The organism is Streptomyces sp. NPDC104371 (assembly GCF_055583785.1).
The window spans coordinates 967761-985206 of record NZ_JBVJNF010000001.1 but is presented as its reverse complement, the minus strand read 5'-3'; the positions used below and the strand labels follow the sequence as shown (position 1 = coordinate 985206).

Annotated in this window: 1 protein-coding gene; it reads right to left on the bottom strand. The window is 69.6% G+C overall.

What is annotated here, in order from left to right:
• Positions 1 to 29: 29 nt before the first annotated feature.
• On the bottom strand, positions 30 to 17162 hold the full coding sequence (locus ACZ60T_RS04380) for a non-ribosomal peptide synthetase (RefSeq protein WP_469664306.1): 17133 nt from the start codon (positions 17160 to 17162) through the stop codon (positions 30 to 32).
• Positions 17163 to 17446: the final 284 nt, after the last annotated feature.

Sequence of the window (17446 nt, the reverse complement as noted above, 5' to 3'; positions counted from 1 at the left end):
TCCAGCCGGATTCGGATGGGTACGGCGGATCAGGACCGGTGGGACGCGTCCCCGTCGCCCCGACCGGTCGGATCGTCCGGGGCGGTGAACGCCTCGGCCACATCCGCGATCCAGGGCTCCCGCAGGAGCTGGTAGTGGTCACCGTCGGCGTACGAGACACGCAGCGTTCCGGCGAACCGCCGCCACCCGGTGATCGCGGCACGCACGGCCGACTCCTCACCCTGGCGGGACACCACGAGGTGCACGGGGCCCGCGTACGAGGAGGGCCGGTGCCCGGCCAGGCCGGACAGCATCCCGTGCCAGAACTCCATGAGCGACGCGGTGACCGGCCCGTTCAGTTCGGCCAGCGCCTCCGCGTCCACGCCGAGCAGCCGCAGCACGTCGTCGATGGCGTGCTCCGCCAGGAGCCGACGCGGTCCCAGCCGTCCCACATCGGCACGCAGCCGCTCCAGCGCCGCCACGTCCGCCGCCGCGTCCGGGCCCTGCTGGGGAGCGGCGTCGACGACGACGACCCGATCGGCCACGATGCCCCGGTCCGCCAGCCGTGCGGCGACCTCGTGCGCCAGCACACCGCCCGCCGACCAGCCCGCGATCACCGGCCGACGTCCCCGCAGCAGGGGCGCCAGTTCACGGGCGTAACCCGACGCCAGCGAGGCGAAGTCCGCCGTGTCCCCGCCGCTCATCAGGTCCCCCTGGACCCCCATGACCTCGAAGGAGTCCGCGACCCGGGCCGTCAGATCCCGGTAGCAGAAGAGCGTGCCACCGAGCGGATGCACCAGCACCAGGGGCTGAAGACCGGGAGAGCCGCCGAGGCCGATGACGCTGCGCGGGCCGCTGCCGCGGCGCTTGGCCTCCCGTGCGTGCCGGGCGTCATCGAGGAACGCCGCCTGACCCGCCAGCGTGGGCGTGCTGTAGAGCTGCGGCAGCGGAACCGTGGTGCCGAACGCGGCGCCCAGCTCACCCGCGAGCCGCACGGCCAGCAGACTGTGCCCGCCGATCGCGAAGAAGTCGTCCCGCCGGTCGGCGTGCACGCCGAGGACCTTGTGCCACACCTCGGCGACCCGCCGCTCCGTCCGGGAGAACGCCGACTCCGCCGCGCCGGGGCCCGGTTCGCCCGGACCCCCGATCCCTTCGGGCGCTCCTGCGGGGTGAGAGCCGGGGCCGCTGGTCGACAGGGCCCGGCGGTCCAGCTTCCCGGCCGGGGTGAGCGGCACCGCGTCGACCACGACGAAGTGCGTCGGAACCGCCGCCGCCGACAGCCGCGAGGCCGCGTGCCGCCGCAGCTCCCGCTGGTCCGGAGCGCCGCCCTCGGCCGGTACGACGTTCGCCAGCAGCCCCTCGTGGTCCGGATGACGGCCGACGATCGCGGCGGCCACGCCCGGATGGGCGCGCAACACGGCCTCGACCTCCTCCGGCTCGACACGCTCGCCGCGCACCTTGAGTTGGTGATCCACCCGGCCCAGGAACTCGAGATCACCGGAGTCGGTGAGCCGGCCGACATCACCCGTGCGATAGAGACGACTGCCCGCCGGGCCCCAGGGGTCCGGCACGAAACGCTCGGCCGTGACGCCCGGTCGGCCGAGATAGCCGCGGCCCACCCCGATGCCACCGACACAGATCTCACCCGCGGTGCCGGGCGGCACTTCATGCCCCGCCGCGTCCAGGAGATGGATCCGGGTGTTGGCGCAGGGCCGGCCGATGACGGGCCCGCTGTCGCCGGTCACCCGTGCCATGGTCGCCTCGACCGTCGCCTCCGTGGGCCCGTAAGTGTTGAACACCCGGATCGCGGACCGCTCGGCCAGCGCCGCCCACAGGTCGGGCGGGCACGCCTCGCCGCCGAGAACGAGCAGCCGGGGTGGGTGCGGAGCATCCAACATCCCTTGGTCTACGAACAGTTGAAGCTGCGCGGTGGTGGTGTCGATGACGTCCGGCGCCCGCTCACGGTCATGGGCGAGGGCGACGAGATGCCCGGGGTCACGACGCTGCTCCTCGCTCAGCACGCACAGGGTGTGACCGTCGAGCACCATCAGGATCTGTGCCAGCAGGAAGTCGGAGATGTACGCCGATGTGCCGGTCACCACCCGCAGCGGCTTCTCGGCGCCCAGCGAACGGGTGCGCGCCAGCGGTGTTCCCACCGCGAAGGCGGCGAGGCTGCCGTGCTCGATCATGACGCCCTTGGGGGCACCGGTGGTGCCGGACGTGAACATCACATAGGCCAGGTCGCGGGTGCTCACGGACGGCAGCGCGGAACTGTCCGCGTCCGCTGCCTCATGGGTGAGGACCGACAGATCGAACAGCGGGTGACCGCTCGGGGCGGCCTTCGGGTCGTCGGTGATCAGCACGACGGGCCGGGCCTGGTCCAGCATCGAGCGCAGCCGGTGTTCCGGCAGTCCGGGATCGAGCGGGACGAACGCGGCCCCCGCCTTCCACACGGCCCAGAAGGTGGTCAGCGCCGCGGCGCCGGGCCGCAGGAAGATGCCGACGAGATCACCGTGACGCACCCCGCTCCGGCGCAGCCGCCGGGCGAGCCGGTCGCTGTCCGCGTCCAGCCGGGCCAGGCTGATACGGGTCTCACCGTCCTCGATCGCGATCGCGTCCGGGGTACGGGCGGCCTGCCGCTGAAGCAGCTCGTGCACCGGAACCCGGCCCGCCGCCCGCGCGTCCGTCGTGTAGTTCAGCATGTCGAGCAGCGCCTGCTCGGCCTCGCTCAGCAACGGCACCCCGTACACGTCCGCTTCGATGTCCGCCGCCACCGCTTCCAGCGCCCGCAGGTGGTAGTCGCGCAGCCGGGCGACCTGGTCGGCCGACAGCTTCGCGGTGTCGTACTCCAACTCCATCCACATCCCGCCGAGTACGGACTCCCGGCTGAGCGTGACGCTGAAGGGGAAGCTCGTGGGAGCCAGGCCGGGGACGTCGTTGCCCGGTCCCTCCTTGGCCAGCGCACCCGCCTCGGCGAGCGCGCCGAACTGCGGGAAGCTGTTGTAGGTGAAATTGACCTCGAAGAGCGGCGCACCACCCAACTCGCGCTGAAGCGCGGCCATCGGATACCTGCGGTGCGGCAGCATCTCGCGCTCGGTGTCGAACACGGCCCGCGCCAGATCGGCCCAACTGCCCTCCCGCACACGGAGCCTGAACGGCACGGTGTTGAGGAAGAGCCCGCGCACCTCGGCCCCGTCGGTCTCCTCGAGCCGGCCGTTGGCCGTCAGCCCGGTGATGACATCGGGGCTCCCCGTCGCCAGGCCCAGCGCACGCAGATGGGCGGCCAACAGGACTGCCTTGAGCGGAACACCGGCCTGCGCGGCACCCTGCTCCAGCGCGGCCAGGAGCTGCGGGGGCAGATGCGTCGTGACGTTGCGATAGCCCGGCTCGTCGGTCAACTCCACTGAATCGCCAGGGAGATGGGCGTCGGGGCGGTCGGTGAGGAGGGCGTGCCAGTAGGTGGTGTGGGTGGGGTCGGTGAGCGCGTCTTGTTCGGCCGCGATGTAGTCGCGGTAGGTGGAGCGCAGGGGTGGGAGCGTGGGGGAGTGGCCGTCCAGCAGGGCCTGGTACGTCTCGATGATCTCGGCGAGGGTGGAGGCGAGACTCCAGCCGTCGAGGATGGCGTGGTGGTCGGTGACGGTCCACTGGAACGCGTCGTCGGACAGCACATGGACGGTCATCCGGAACAACGGCGCCGCACCCGTGTCGAACACCTTCGCCCGCTCGGTACGGACACACTCCCGCAGAGCCGCGCGCTGCGCGTCGTCCCCGAGACCCCGCAGATCCAGCACCGTCAGGGGCACATCGGCGTCCGTGTGCACCAGTTGGAGCGGCTTGCTGTACCCGGTCAGCGCCAACGACGTACGCAGAACGGGATGCCTCCGCACCACCAGCGCGACGGCTCGCCGGAACAGCGGAGCGTCGAACGGACCGGCGACCGGCAGGTTCTCGACGTTGAGATAGGGGTTGCGGTCGGGGTCGCGTTGCATCTCGTAGACCATGCCGATCTGGAGTTCGGCCATGGGGTAGGCGTCGTCGAGCCCCGGGGGCAGTTGGTTGCGGTCATGGGCGGTGAGGAGAGAGAAGGGCTCGGTGGTGGGCGCTGTGGTGGCGGGGTGTGCGGTGGTCGTGGCCGTGGCGAGGTCGGCGAGGGTGGGGTGCTGGAAGAGGTCCTGGAGGTCGAGGGTGAGTCCGTGGTCGCGGGCTCGGCCGAGTACTTGGATGCTGCGGATGGAGTCGCCGCCGAGGTCGAAGAAGTTGTCGTGACGGCCGATGCGGTCGACACCGAGGATGTCGGCCCAGACGGTGGCGAGCAGTTGCTCCGTTCCGGGCAGCGGTGCGACGAACTCGGCCGCCAGTTCGGGGCGTTCGGCCGTGAGCTGGGGCAACGCCCGCTGGTCGAGCTTGCCCTGCGGGGTGAGGGGGAGGGTGTCGAGGAAGACGAAGTTCCGCGGGATCATGTAGCCGGGGAGGCGGTCGGCGAGGGCGTCGCGGAGTTCGCTGATGGTGGGCTGGTCGGCGTCCGGTTCCGGTACGAGGTAGGCGACCAGGTCCGCGCGGTCACCGAGATCGTCCCGGACGACGACCACCGCCTGCCGGATCGCGTCCAGCCGGGCCAACTGGTCCTCGATCTCGCCGAGTTCGATGCGATAGCCGCGGATCTTGACCTGGGCGTCGGCTCGGCCGAGGTACTCCAGGTCGCCGGAGGGCGTCCAGCGGGCGAGGTCGCCACTGCGGTACAGCCGGGCACCGGGGGCCGGCGTCAGATGATCCGGTACGAATCGCTGGGCGGTGAGGGCGGGTTGACCCGTGTAGCCACGCGCCAGGCCCGCGCCGCCGACGTGGAGTTCGCCGATGACGCCGATCGGGGTGGGGTTCCCGTACGGGTCGAGGACGTGGAGGCGGAGGTCGGGGAGAGCCCGCCCGATGGTGGTGACGTTGCCGTCGATTTGGTGTGCGTCGATGTCGTGGGTGGTGACGTGGACGGTGGTTTCGGTGATGCCGTACATGTTGACGAGGCGGGGTGTGGTGTGGCTGTGGCGGTCTGTCCAGCGGCGTACGGAGGGTGTGTCGAGTGCTTCGCCGCCGAAGACGATGGCGCGTAGGGCGAGGTCGTGTCGGTGGGTGTGGTCGGTCGCTTCGAACTGGCGGAAGGCGGAGGGGGTTTGGCTGAGCATGGTGACGGCCTGGTCGCCGACGAGGGTGTAGAAGGCTTCGGCGTCGCGGCTGGTGAGGTAGGGGACGACGACGAGGCGTCCACCGCTGGTGAGGGCGCCCCACATCTCCCAGACGGAGAAGTCGAAGGCGTAGCTGTGGAAGAGCGTCCACGTGTCCTCGGGGCCGAAGGGGAGGCGCTGTTGGACGGCTTCGAAGAGGCGGGTGACGTTGGCGTGAGTGACCGTGGTGCCCTTGGGGCGTCCGGTGGATCCCGAGGTGAAGATGACGTAGCAGGCGTGGTCGGGATCGAGACGCTGGGGGAGGTGGGCCAGGGCGTGGCTGAGGCTTGGTGTGGCCTTGGGCGTGGGGAGTGTGTCGATGTTCAGGGTGTGCCACGGGCCCTGCGGGACGGTGGTGTGGGTGGGCTCATGGGTGAGGACGAGGGTGGCGCCGACTTCGGTGAGCATGTGGTGCATGCGGTCGGTGGGGAAGGCGGTGTCCAAAGGCACGTAGACGCCGTGGGCCATGAGGATGGCGAGGGTGGTGATCACGGTGTCGACGGAGCGTTCGACGCACACGCCGACGCAGACTTCGGGGCCGACGCCTCGTTCGACCAGGTATGTGGCGATCTGCGCGGCGCGGGTGACGAGTTGGGCGTAGGTGAGAGTGGTGTCGTCGCAAACGACGGCCACGGCGTCGGGAGTCTCCAGCGCCCGGCGTATCACCAACTCGTGGATCGCACTGACGGGCAGTTCCGCGCCGTCACCCGCCCATGAGGCGACCAACTCCCGCTCTGTGTCTCCGAGTAGAACGACGTTCGCGACCTTGGTGTCGGGTGCGGAGACCATCGACTCCAGCACCCGCACGAAGTAGTCCCGCATCAACTGCACCTGGATGGAGGACAGTTCGCCGCTGTCGTACTCCATCTCCAGGCTCAGCCCCTGGTACCCGGGCTCCTGGCTGACGGCCACCAGCAGCGGGAAGTGGGTCCGCCCGCCTCCGTTCGCGCGGGCCCGGTCGTCGTTCGCGTCCGCCCCACCGGCGAGTGCGTCGATCTGGCGGAAGTGGTTGTAGACGAAGCCGGTCTCGAAGAGCGGCTCCCCGCCCAGTTCGCGCTGGATCGCGGACATCGGGTACCTGCGATGGGGAAGCATGTCCTGCTCGGCCTCGAACACCGCGCGCGCGAGGTCCTGCCAGTCGCCGTCCGGCAACTCCAGCCGGAACGGCAACGTGTTGAGGAAGAGCCCGCGCACCTCGGTGCCGTCGGTCTCCTCAAGGCGTCCGTTGGACGACAGCCCCGTGACGACGTCCCGGCTGCCGGTGGCGAGGCTCATGACCCGTAGATGCGCCGCCAGCAGCACGGACTTCAGTGGTACGCCGCACCGCCGGGCGAACCGGTCCAGATCCTCGCTCAGCCCGACCGGCAGCGGAGTGATCAACTCTCCGTGCCGGCGCTCCGCGTCGTCGCGGTGCACCTCGCCCGCGCCGTACGGCCCCGCGAGCCCGTCGGGAAGAGCGGTGGTGTGGCGGGGGAGTCGGGTGTCGGGGCGGTCGGTGAGGAGGGTGTGCCAGTAGGTGGTGTGGGTGGGGTCGGTGAGTGCGTCTTGTTCGGCTGCGATGTAGTCGCGGTAGGTGGAGCGGAGGGGCGGGAGTGAGGGAGTGCTGCCGTCGAGGAGGGTGTGGTAGGTCTCGATGATCTCGGCGAGGGTGGAGGCGAGGCTCCAGCCGTCGAGGATGGCGTGGTGGTCGGTGACGGTCCACTGGAAGGCGTCGTCGGACAGCAGGTGGACGGTCATCCGGAACAGCGGCGCCACCGCCACCGAGAAGCTCTCGTCCTGTTCGCTACGGACACGATCCGCGACCGCCGCCCGTTGCGCGGCGTCGTCCTGGCCTCGCAGATCCACGACGGTCAGCGGCAACTCGACGTGCTCATGCACGAGTTGCAGCGGCTCGCTGTAGCCGCTCAGGTCGAACGAGGTACGCAGGACCTCGTGGCGGGCCACCGCCAGCTCGACGGCCCGTCGGAAGGCGTCCTCCGCGAACCGCTCGCCGAGCCGCACCGTACTGACGTTGTGGTACGGGTTGCGGTCCGGGTCGATCTCCATCTCGTAGACCATGCCGACCTGGAGGGCCGCCATCGGATAGGCGTCCACCAGCCCCTGCGGCAGCGCCTGCCGGTCCTTGTCCGACAACAGGGCGAACGGCTCCGTCGGCAGTGCGGGGAACTGGTCGTCGGTCTCCGCGGTCGCCTCGGTACCGAGCGCGGCGAGCGTCGGGGACCGGAACAGTACGGGCAGCGTGAGCAGCAGACCCTCCTCCCGGGCCCGTCCGATCACCTGGATGCTGCGGATCGAATCGCCGCCCAGGTCGAAGAAGTTGTCGTGCCGGCCGATCCTCTCGACCCCGAGGACCTGACGCCAGATCACCGCCAGCCGCTCCTCCACCCCGGGCAGCGGTGCCTCGTACCGGGACGACAGCTCGGGGCGGTCCCCGGACGGTGCGGGGAGCCTGCCGCGGTCCACCTTGCCCTGAGCCGTCAGCGGGAACGCGTCGAGGAACACGAACGCCTTCGGCAGCATGTACTCCGGCAGCTTCTCCCGTAGCACCGACCGCAGTTCGGACACATCGGGCGTCGGCTCGTCGCACACCACGTACGCCACCAGATCGGCCCGGCCCGACGCGTCCCGCGGCGCGGTCACCACACACTGGCGTACGCGCGGATGGGCGCCGACCGCCGCGCTCACCTCGCCGGGCTCCACTCGGTAGCCGCGGATCTTGACCATGTGGTCGACCCGGCCGAGGAACTCCACCCGGCCCTCGGCCGACCAGCGCCCCCGGTCACCCGTACGGTACAACCGGGCACCCGGCACCGAGGGGTGCGGCAGGAAGCGCTCGGCGGTCAGCGCGGGGCTGCCCAGGTAGCCGCGTGCGAGGCACGGCCCGGCGACGTACAACTCACCCGGACTGCCCACGGGCACGGGATGACCGGCCTCGTCCAGCACGCGGACCTCGGTGTTGGCCAGCGGTGTGCCGAGCGGCAGCGGACCGGCCGGGAGCGAGTCCGCCGTGAAGACGCCGCACACCGAGAACGTGGTGGTCTCCGTCGGCCCCCAGCAGTTGACCAGCTCAAGTGACGGACAACAGGCGAGAATTCGGCCGGCGTGCGGCGCGGACACCGTCTCACTGCCGGTGAGCAGCCGACGCAGCCCGTCGAAGGTCTGCGGCTGCTCGTCCACGAGCAGGGCGAACAGCGAGGCGGTGGCGTGGAGGACCGTCACGCCGTGCTCCGTCACCCAGCCCGCCACATCGGCCGGGGCGTACCGTCCCGGCGGGGCGAGCACGAGCCGGGCCCCCGCCGCCAGCGGCGCCCAGATCTCGAAGGTGGAGACGTCGAAGGCCACGGTCGCGATCTGGAGAACGGTGTCGTCCTCCCGCAGTTCCATCGCGGGACCGCCGTGCAGCAGCTCGGTCACGTTGCGGTGCCGGGTCACCACGCCCTTCGGCCGTCCGGTGGAACCGGAGGTGAAGATGGCGTAGCAGGCGTTGTCCGGTCCTGCGAGGGCTGCCAACTCCTGGTCGCACAGCACCTCTTCGGGCAGAGCGACGGTGTCCACGTCGACCGTCTCCCACGGCCCCTGCGGAATCAGCGCCGTCGTGCTCGCCCCGGCCAGGACCACCCGCACGTCCGCCTCGCGGAGCATGTGCGCGAGCCGGGCCGCGGGGAAGGAGACATCCAACGGTACGTAGGCCCCACCGGCCTTGAGTACGGCCAGCATACTGACGACCAGTTCGGGCGAACGGTGCAGGCCGATCGCCACGAACACCTCGGGGCCGACACCCAGTTGACGCAGATGACGGGCCAACCGGTCGGCACGCTCGTCGAGTTCGCCGTACGTCAGGGACTGCCCCCCGGCGACCACGGCGACGCGGTCGGGCTGCGCCGCTGCCCGCGCCTTGACCAACTCATGGACCGGCGTGGACGGGACAGCGGCGGAGTTGTCGTTCCAGCGCTCCAGCAAGGCCTGTTCGGCCTCGCCGAGCAGGACGGCTGCTCGGTGGTCCGCGTCCGGGCTCTCGGCGATCGCCCGCAGCGCCCGCAGGTGGTAGTCGCGGATCAGACGCATCTGCTCCGCGGGGAACTCCCTGGCGTCGTACTCCAACTCCATCCGCATTCCGGCCATACCTGGTTCGCGGCTCATCGCCACATGCAGCGGGAAGCTGGTCCGCGCGACCCCGGCGGCCGCCTCGTCGTGCGGCCCGGAGACCGAGGCCCGGCCCCCCTCGGCCAACTCGTCCACGTGACGGAAGTGGTTGTAGACGAAGCCGGTCTCGAACAACGGGTCGCCACCCAAGGCGCGTTGCAGCGCGGGCATGGGGTAGCGGCGATGCGGCAGCATCTCGCTCTCAGCCTCGAACACGGCGCGCGCGAGATCCGCCCAACTGCCGTCGGGCAGCCGCAGCCGGAACGGCAGCGAATTGAGGAACAGCCCACGGACCTCGGTGCCGTCGGTCTCTTCAAGGCGGCCGTTGGACGACAACCCGGTGACGACGTCCGCGCTGCCCGTGACCAGGCCCAGAACCCGCATATGGGCGGCCAGGACAACGGCCTTGAACGGCACACCGATACGGGCGGCACTGTCCTCAAGAGCCGACAGCAGATCCGGCGGCACCACGGTGACCAGCGCTCCGTACCCACCCGTGTCGTCGTGCTCATGCACCTCGCCATCGAGTCGTTCACCGACGAGCGCGGAGTCGCCGTTGCCGCTGTGGCGGGGGAGTCGGGTGTCGGGGCGGTCGGTGAGGAGGGTGTGCCAGTAGGTGGTGTGGGTGGGGTCGGTGAGGGCGTTCTGTTCGGCTGCGATGTAGTCGCGGTAGGTGGAGCGGAGGGGCGGGAGCGAGGGAGTGCTGCCGTCGAGGAGGGTGTGGTAGGTCTCGATGATCTCGGCGAGGGTGGAGGCGAGGCTCCAGCCGTCGAGGATGGCGTGGTGGTCGGTGACGGTCCACTGGAAGGCGTCGTCGGACAGCAGGTGGACGGTCATCCGGAACAGCGGCGCCGCCGCCGGATCGAAGCCCGACGTCCGCTCCCCACGGACGTAGTCGGCCAGCTCGCGCCGCTGCCCGGCCTGGCTCAGCCCGCGCAGATCCACCAGGCCGAGGGGCGTCTCGACGTCCGTGTGCACCAACTGCATGGGCACGGACAGACCACTGAGGTCGAACGAGGTACGCAGCACCGGATGCCGATCCACGACCAGGGACACGGCCGCACGGAAGGCTTCCTGCTCGAACCGGCCCGGCAGATGCAGCGACGTCACGTTCAGATAGGGGTTGCGGTCGGGGTCGCGCTGCATCTCGTAGACCATGCCGATCTGGAGTTCGGCCATGGGGTAGGCGTCGTCGAGGCCCGGGGGGAGATGCTCGCGGTCGTGGGGGGTGAGGAGGGAGAAGGGTTCCGTGGTGGGTGCTGTGGTGGCGGGGTGTGCGGCGGTCGTGGCCGTGGCGAGGTCGGCGAGGGTGGGGTGCTGGAAGAGGTCCTGGAGGTGGAAGCTGAGTCCGTGGTCGCGGGCTCGGCCGAGTATCTGGATGCTGCGGATGGAGTCGCCGCCGAGTTCGAAGAAGTTGTCGTGGCGGCCGACGCGGTCGACACCGAGGATGTCGGCCCAGATGGCGGCGAGAGCTTCTTCGGTTCCCGGGAGGGGCGGAATGAACTCCGTTTCGAGGGTGGGGCGTTCGGTCGTCGGAGCGGGCAGGGAACGCTGGTCGAGCTTCCCCTGTGGGGTGAGCGGGAGGGCGTCGAGGAAGACGAAGTTCCGCGGGATCATGTAGCCGGGGAGGCGGTCGGCGAGGGCGTCGCGGAGTTCGCTGATGGTGGGCTGGTCAGTGCCCGGCTCCGGTACGAGGTAGGCGACCAGGTCCGTACGGCCGTTCGCCTCCTGATAGGGAAGGACGACGGCCTCACGCAGACCGGCGAACCGGCCCAACTGGTCCTCGATCTCGCCGAGTTCGATCCGATAGCCGCGGATCTTGACCTGGGCGTCGGCTCGGCCGAAGTACTCCAGGTCGCCAGAGGGCGTCCAGCGGGCGAGGTCGCCACTGCGGTAGAGCCGGGACCCAGGTGCCTGTCCCAGGTGATCGGGGACGAAACGCTCGGCCGTCAGGGCCGGCCGCGCCCCGTACCCGCGCGCGAGGCCCGCCCCTGATACGTACAGTTCGCCGATGACGCCGATCGGGGTGGGGTTGCCGTATGGGTCGAGGACGTGGAGGCGGAGGTCGGGGAGAGCCCGTCCGATGGTGGTGATGTTGCCGTCGAGTTGGTGTGTGTCGATGTCGTGGGTGGTGACGTGGACGGTGGTTTCGGTGATGCCGTACATGTTGACGAGGCGGGGTGTGGTGTGGCTGTGGCGGTCTGTCCAGCGGCGTACGGAGGGTGTGTCGAGTGCTTCGCCGCCGAAGACGATGGCGCGTAGGGCGAGGTCGTGTCGGTGGGTGTGGTCGGTTGCTTCGAACTGGCGGAAGGCGGAGGGGGTTTGGCTGAGCATGGTGACGGCCTGGTCGCGGACGAGTGCGTAGAACGCCTCCGCGTCGCGGCTGGTGAGGTAGGGGACGACGACGAGGCGTGCGCCGGTGGTGAGGGCGCCCCACATCTCCCAGACGGAGAAGTCGAAGGCGTAGCTGTGGAAGAGGGTCCAGGTGTCTTCGGGGCCGAAGGGGAGGCGTTGCTGGACGGCTTCGAAGAGGCGGGTGACGTTGGCGTGGCTGACCGTGGTGCCCTTGGGGCGCCCGGTGGATCCCGAGGTGAAGATGATGTAGCAGGCGTGGTCGGGATCGAGGTGCCGGGGCAGGTGTGCCAGGGTGTGGTCGAGGTCCGACGGCGGGGTGGTGGCGGCCTGGAGTGTGTCGATGTTCAGGGTGTGCCACGGGCCCTGCGGGACGGTGGTGTGGGTGGGCTCATGGGTGAGGACGAGGGTGGCGCCGACTTCGGTGAGCATGTGGTGCATGCGGTCGGTGGGGAAGGCGGTGTCCAAAGGCACGTAGACGCCGTGGGCCATGAGGATGGCGAGGGTGGTGATCACGGTGTCGACGGAGCGTTCGACGCAGACACCGACGCAGACTTCGGGGCCGACGCCTCGTTCGACCAGGTGTGTGGCGATCTGCGCGGCGCGGGTGACGAGTTGGGCGTAGGTGAGGGTGGTGTCGTCGCAGACGACGGCCACGGCGTCGGGGGTCTCCAGCGCCCGGCGTATCACCAGTTCGTGGATAGCGCTGACGGGCAGTTCCGCGCCGTCACCCGCCCATGACGTCACCAACTCCCGCTCTGTGTCTCCGAGCAGAGTGACGTCCCTGACCGCGGTGTCGGGTTCGGAGACCATCGACTCCAGCACCCGCACGTAGTAGTCCCGCATCAACGCCACCTGGTCCTCGACCAGCACACCGAGGTGGTAGTCGAGGCTCAGGAGCAGCCGGGTGGAGTACGGGTTGCGGATCACGCCGACACTCAGCGGGAAGTTGGTCGGCTCGGCACGCAGCGTGCTGAAGCTGTCGATCTTCCCGTCCTCGATCGTCAGACTGCCCTCACCGAACTCGTCGGTGAGCACGTGGAAGTGGTTGTAGACGAAGCTGGTCTCGAACAGGGCCTCGCCACCCATCCGACGCTGGAGCGCGCCCAGCGGGTATCTGCGATGGGGCAGCATGTCCTGCTCGGCCTCGAACACCGCGTGGATGAGGTCCAGCCAACTGCCCTCCGGCAACTCCAGCCGGAACGGGACGGTGTTGAGGAAGAGCCCCCGCACCTCGGTCGCCCCGGCCTCCTCAAGGCGTCCGTTGGACGACAGCCCGGCCAGTACGTCCCGGCTTCCGGTGACCAGACTCATGACCCGCAGATGCGCCGCCAGCATCACGGACTTCAGCGGCACCCCGCAGCGCTTGGCCAGCGCCAGCAACTCGTCGCACAGCTCCGCCGGGAGCAGTGTCTCGATCGAGCCGTGCTTCTCCGCCGAGTGCAGCACCCGCCACTCGTTCTCGCGCTCGGGCGTCGCCAGTTCGGCGTTGTGCCGGTCCGGCCAGCGCGGGAGCCGGCCGGTGGGCCGGTCCGTGAGCCGCTCCAGCCAGAACGCCTCGCTCTCCTGCGAGCGCAGCACCTCCCGCTCCGCCGCGATGAAGTCGCGGTACGCGGACGCGGGCGGCTCGAGGGCGGCGACCGTGTCCGCACCGGCAGCGAGCTGCTGGTAGAGGCCGGTGATCTCGGCGAGCGTGGAGTGAAGGCTCCAGCCGTCGAAGATGGCGTGGTGCTCGGTCACCGTCCACTGGAAGGCGTCGTCGGAGAGCCAATGGATGCCGAACCGCAGCAGCGGCGGCCGGGAGTGGTCGAACACATGGGAGCGTTCGAAGGACACGTACGCGGCGATCTCCGCCTGTTGCGCCTCGTCGTCGAGTGCGCGCAGATCCGACACCACGCAGGGCATCTCCGCTGTGGCGTGCACCAGTTGGAGGGGCTCGCTGTAGCCGCTCAGCTCCAGGGACGTACGGAGGATCGGGTGGCGTTCCACGACCAGGCGAAGTGCCTCCCTGAAACTGCGCTCGTCGAACCGGCCGTTGATGCGCATGCTGTCCACGTTGTGGTACGGCAGCCGTTCACGGTCCAGCTCCATCTCGTAGATCATGCCGACCTGGAGTTCCGCCATCGGATAGGCGTCCACGAGGCCTTGCGGCAGCCGTGCCTTGTCCTCGGCGCTCACCATGGAGAACGGCTCACTGTCGCGCTGCGGGGTCTCGGACACCGCGTGCGTCGTAGTGGCCTCGGCAAGTCCCGCGAGGGTGGGCGAGCGGAAGAGGTCCTGCAACTCGAAGCCCACGCCCTGGGTACGGGCCAGTCCCAGCACCTGGATGCTGCGGATGGAGTCGCCGCCGAGGTCGAAGAAGTTGTCGTGGCGGCCGATGCGGTCGACGCCGAGGACGCTGCTCCAGATCCCGGCGAGCAGTTCCTCCGTTCCGGGCAGCGGTGCGACGAACTCGGCGGCCAATTCCGGGCGTTCGGTGGTCGGATCTGGCAACGCCCGGTGGTTGAGCTTGCCTTGCGGGGTGAGCGGGAGGGCGTCGAGGAAGACGAAGTTCCGCGGGATCATGTAGTCGGGGAGGTGGCCCGCGAGGGCGTCACGGAGTTCGCTCGTGGTGGGCCGGTCCGTGCCCGGTTCCGGTACGAGGTAGGCGACGAGGTCCGTGTGGCCGCCGAGATCGTCCCGGACGACGACCACGGCCTGTCGGATCTCGGGCTGCCGCCCCAACCGGGCCTCGATCTCAGGCAGTTCGATGCGGTAGCCGCGCACCTTCACCTGGGCGTCGGCCCGGCCGAGGTACTCCAGGTCGCCGGAGGGCTTCCAGCGGGCGAGGTCACCACTGCGGTAGAGCCGGGCTCCCGGTGTGGGACCGAGATGGTCGGGCACGAATCGCTGGGCGGTGAGCGCCGGTTGACCTGTATAGCAACGCGTCACGCCGGGCCCGCCGACGTACAGCTCCCCGACGACACCGATCGGACTCGGATCGCCCGACGGATCCAGGACGTAGAGGCGGAGATCGGGCAGCGCCCTGCCGATCCGGCTGAACGTACCGTCGAGTTGGTCCTCGTCCACCTCGATGTAGGTCACGTGCACGGTGGTCTCGGTGATGCCGTACAGGTTGACGAGCAGCGGCGAGGCATAGCCGTGACGGCCGCCCCAGCGGCGCACCGACGCCCGGTTCAGCGCCTCGCCAGCGAACAGCACCGCCCGCAGGGCCAGTTCGTCGCCCGCCGTCGCGTCGACCGCCTCGAACTGGCGGAAGGCGGAGGGGGTTTGGCTGAGCATCGTGACCGACTGGTCGCGTACGAGGGTGTAGAACGCCTCCGCGTCGCGGCTGGTGAGGTACGGGACGACGACGAGGCGTCCACCGCTGGTGAGCGCGCCCCACATCTCCATGACCGACACGTCGAAGGCATAGCTGTGGAAGAGGCTCCAGGCGTCGTCCGGGCCGAAGGAGAGGCGCTGTTGGACGGCTTCGAAGAGGCGGGTCACGTTGGCATGGCTGACGGTGGTGCCCTTGGGGCGTCCGGTGGATCCCGAGGTGAAGATGACGTAGCAGGCGTGGTCGGGATCGAGATGCTGGGGGAGGTGGGCGAGGGCGTGGCTGAGGCTTGGTGTGGCCTTGGGCGTGGGGAGGGTGGTGATGTCGAGCGTGTCCCAGGGGCCGTCGGGGACGGTGGTGTGGGTGGGCTCATGGGTGAGGACGAGGGTGGCGCCGACTTCGGTGAGCATGTGGTGCATGCGGTCGGTGGGGAAGGCGGTGTCGAGGGGGACGTAGACGCCGTGGGCCATGAGGATGGCGAGGGTGGTGATCACGGTGTCGACGGAGCGTTCGACGCAGACACCGACGCAGACTTCGGGGCCGACGCCTTGCTCGACCAGGTGTGTGGCGATCTGCGCGGCGCGGGTGACGAGTTGGGCGTAGGTGAGGGTGGTGTCGTCGCAGACGACGGCCACGGCGTCGGGAGTCTCCAGCGCGTGACGTACAACCAGCTCGTGGATCGCACTGACGGGGAGTTCCGCGCCGTCACCCGCCCAAGACTCCACCAACTCCCGCTCGGCGGGCCCCATGAGCGGAAGCCGGCTCACCGGGAGATCGGGTGTGGCGAGGATCTGGCCGAGCAGGATCTGCCAGTGGTCCACCAGGGTACGGATGGTGTCGGCGTCGAACAGGTCCGTCGCGTACTCGACTTGGAGATGGAGACCGTCCGGACGCCGGTATATCGACCAGGTGAGGTCGAACTTCGCGGTCCCCGTGGGCACCATGGAACGCTCGACGCTCAGCCCCTCACCGAAGGGCGCCGGCGGCTCCTCCTCGTGGAAGGCGAAGAGCGTCTGCACGATCGGGTTGTGACTCAACGACCGTTCGGGGTGCAACTGCTTCACGGCGAGATCGAACGGGGCCCTGCTGCGGGAGAGCGCGCTCAGCAGCGACGCGCGGGAGCGCGCCACGAGTTCCCGGAAGCCGGGGTCGTCCCCCAGGTCCACCCGCAGGACGAGCGTGTCGACGAAGAAGCCGACCAGATCGTTGAGCTTGGCGTTGTCCCGGCCCGCCACCGGCGAACCGACGACGATGTCACCGCTCCCCGAGTGGCGCGCGGCGAGCACCTGGAAGGCCGCGAGCATCACCGTGTACAGACTGACGTTCTCCTCGGCGGCGAACGCCTCAAGCGCCGCCGAGGACACCCCGGTGAGCGGGAAGTCCGTAGTCTCGCCCCGATAGCTCATCTCGGCCGGTCGGGGGCGGTCCGTGCCGAGGTCCAGCACGGCCGGCGCATCGGCCAGCGCGTCCGTCCAGGCCGCCAGGGTCTTCTCCGTACGAGGGCCGCGCAGCGTCTCGTGCTGCCACAACGCGTAGTCGGCGTACTGGACCGGCAGAGGCCGGACCGACCCGTCACCCGCGCGGTACGCCTCGTTCAGCCGACGTTGGAACACATCCAATGACCAACCGTCGCAGGCGATGTGATGGAACGTGAGCTGCAACCAGTGCTCGTCCTCGGACAGTTGGTACAGCGTCGCGCGCAGCATCGGATCCCGGGCCAGGTCGAACGGCCTGCGGGCATCGGCCTCGACGGCCTCCTGAGCGCTGCGGACGCGGTCGGCGGGGGCGAGGCCGGTGAGGTCGACGAGCGGGCAGTCCGTCTCACGGGTCTCCAGCAACCGCTGGCGCGGCTCCCCGTTCTCGTCCGCCTCGAAGACGGTGTACAGGGCGTCCTGACCGGCCGCGGCCGTGGTGACGGCGGCCGCCAGACGGGCGGTGTCCAAGGGGCCGGTGAAGCGGAGAACGACCGGGATGTTGTAGACAGCGTTGTCTCCGAGCCAGCGGTCGAGGAACCAGAGCCGCCGCTGGCCGAAAGAGAGCGGCCCGCGCTCGTCCGGCCTGGCGCGGAGTCGGCCGGCCGGTGACGGTCTCGTACCGCCTCCCGTGCGTGCGCCGTTGTCCGCGTTCTGGTCGGTTGTGGGGGTGCCGTCCATGATGATGCCCTTCTCACCGGTCCGCTAAAGGTGCAATAAAAACGAAACGCGGTCACGGGTTCTTGGGGATGTGTGGCGGTGCAAACGTGCATGCCGAAGAAATCCTGTGAACGCTGCAAAGAACTGCGGGATCATTTGCATGGGACATGGAGGAGCGCTGTCACATTAGAGAGGCCCGTCATGGCTGGTCAACCCTCATGATCGGCGTCTGACCTGCGCCTTTTAACGATCGGGAGGGTTTTGGATCAGTTCCTTAGCGTAAATTTAGGGAAGCAATAGAGCTG

Bases quoted from the DNA above. Each gene is read 5' to 3' on its own strand.
- ACZ60T_RS04380 (WP_469664306.1), bottom strand. From the start codon at position 17,162: ATGGACGGCACCCCCACAACCGACCAGAACGCGGACAACGGCGCACGC.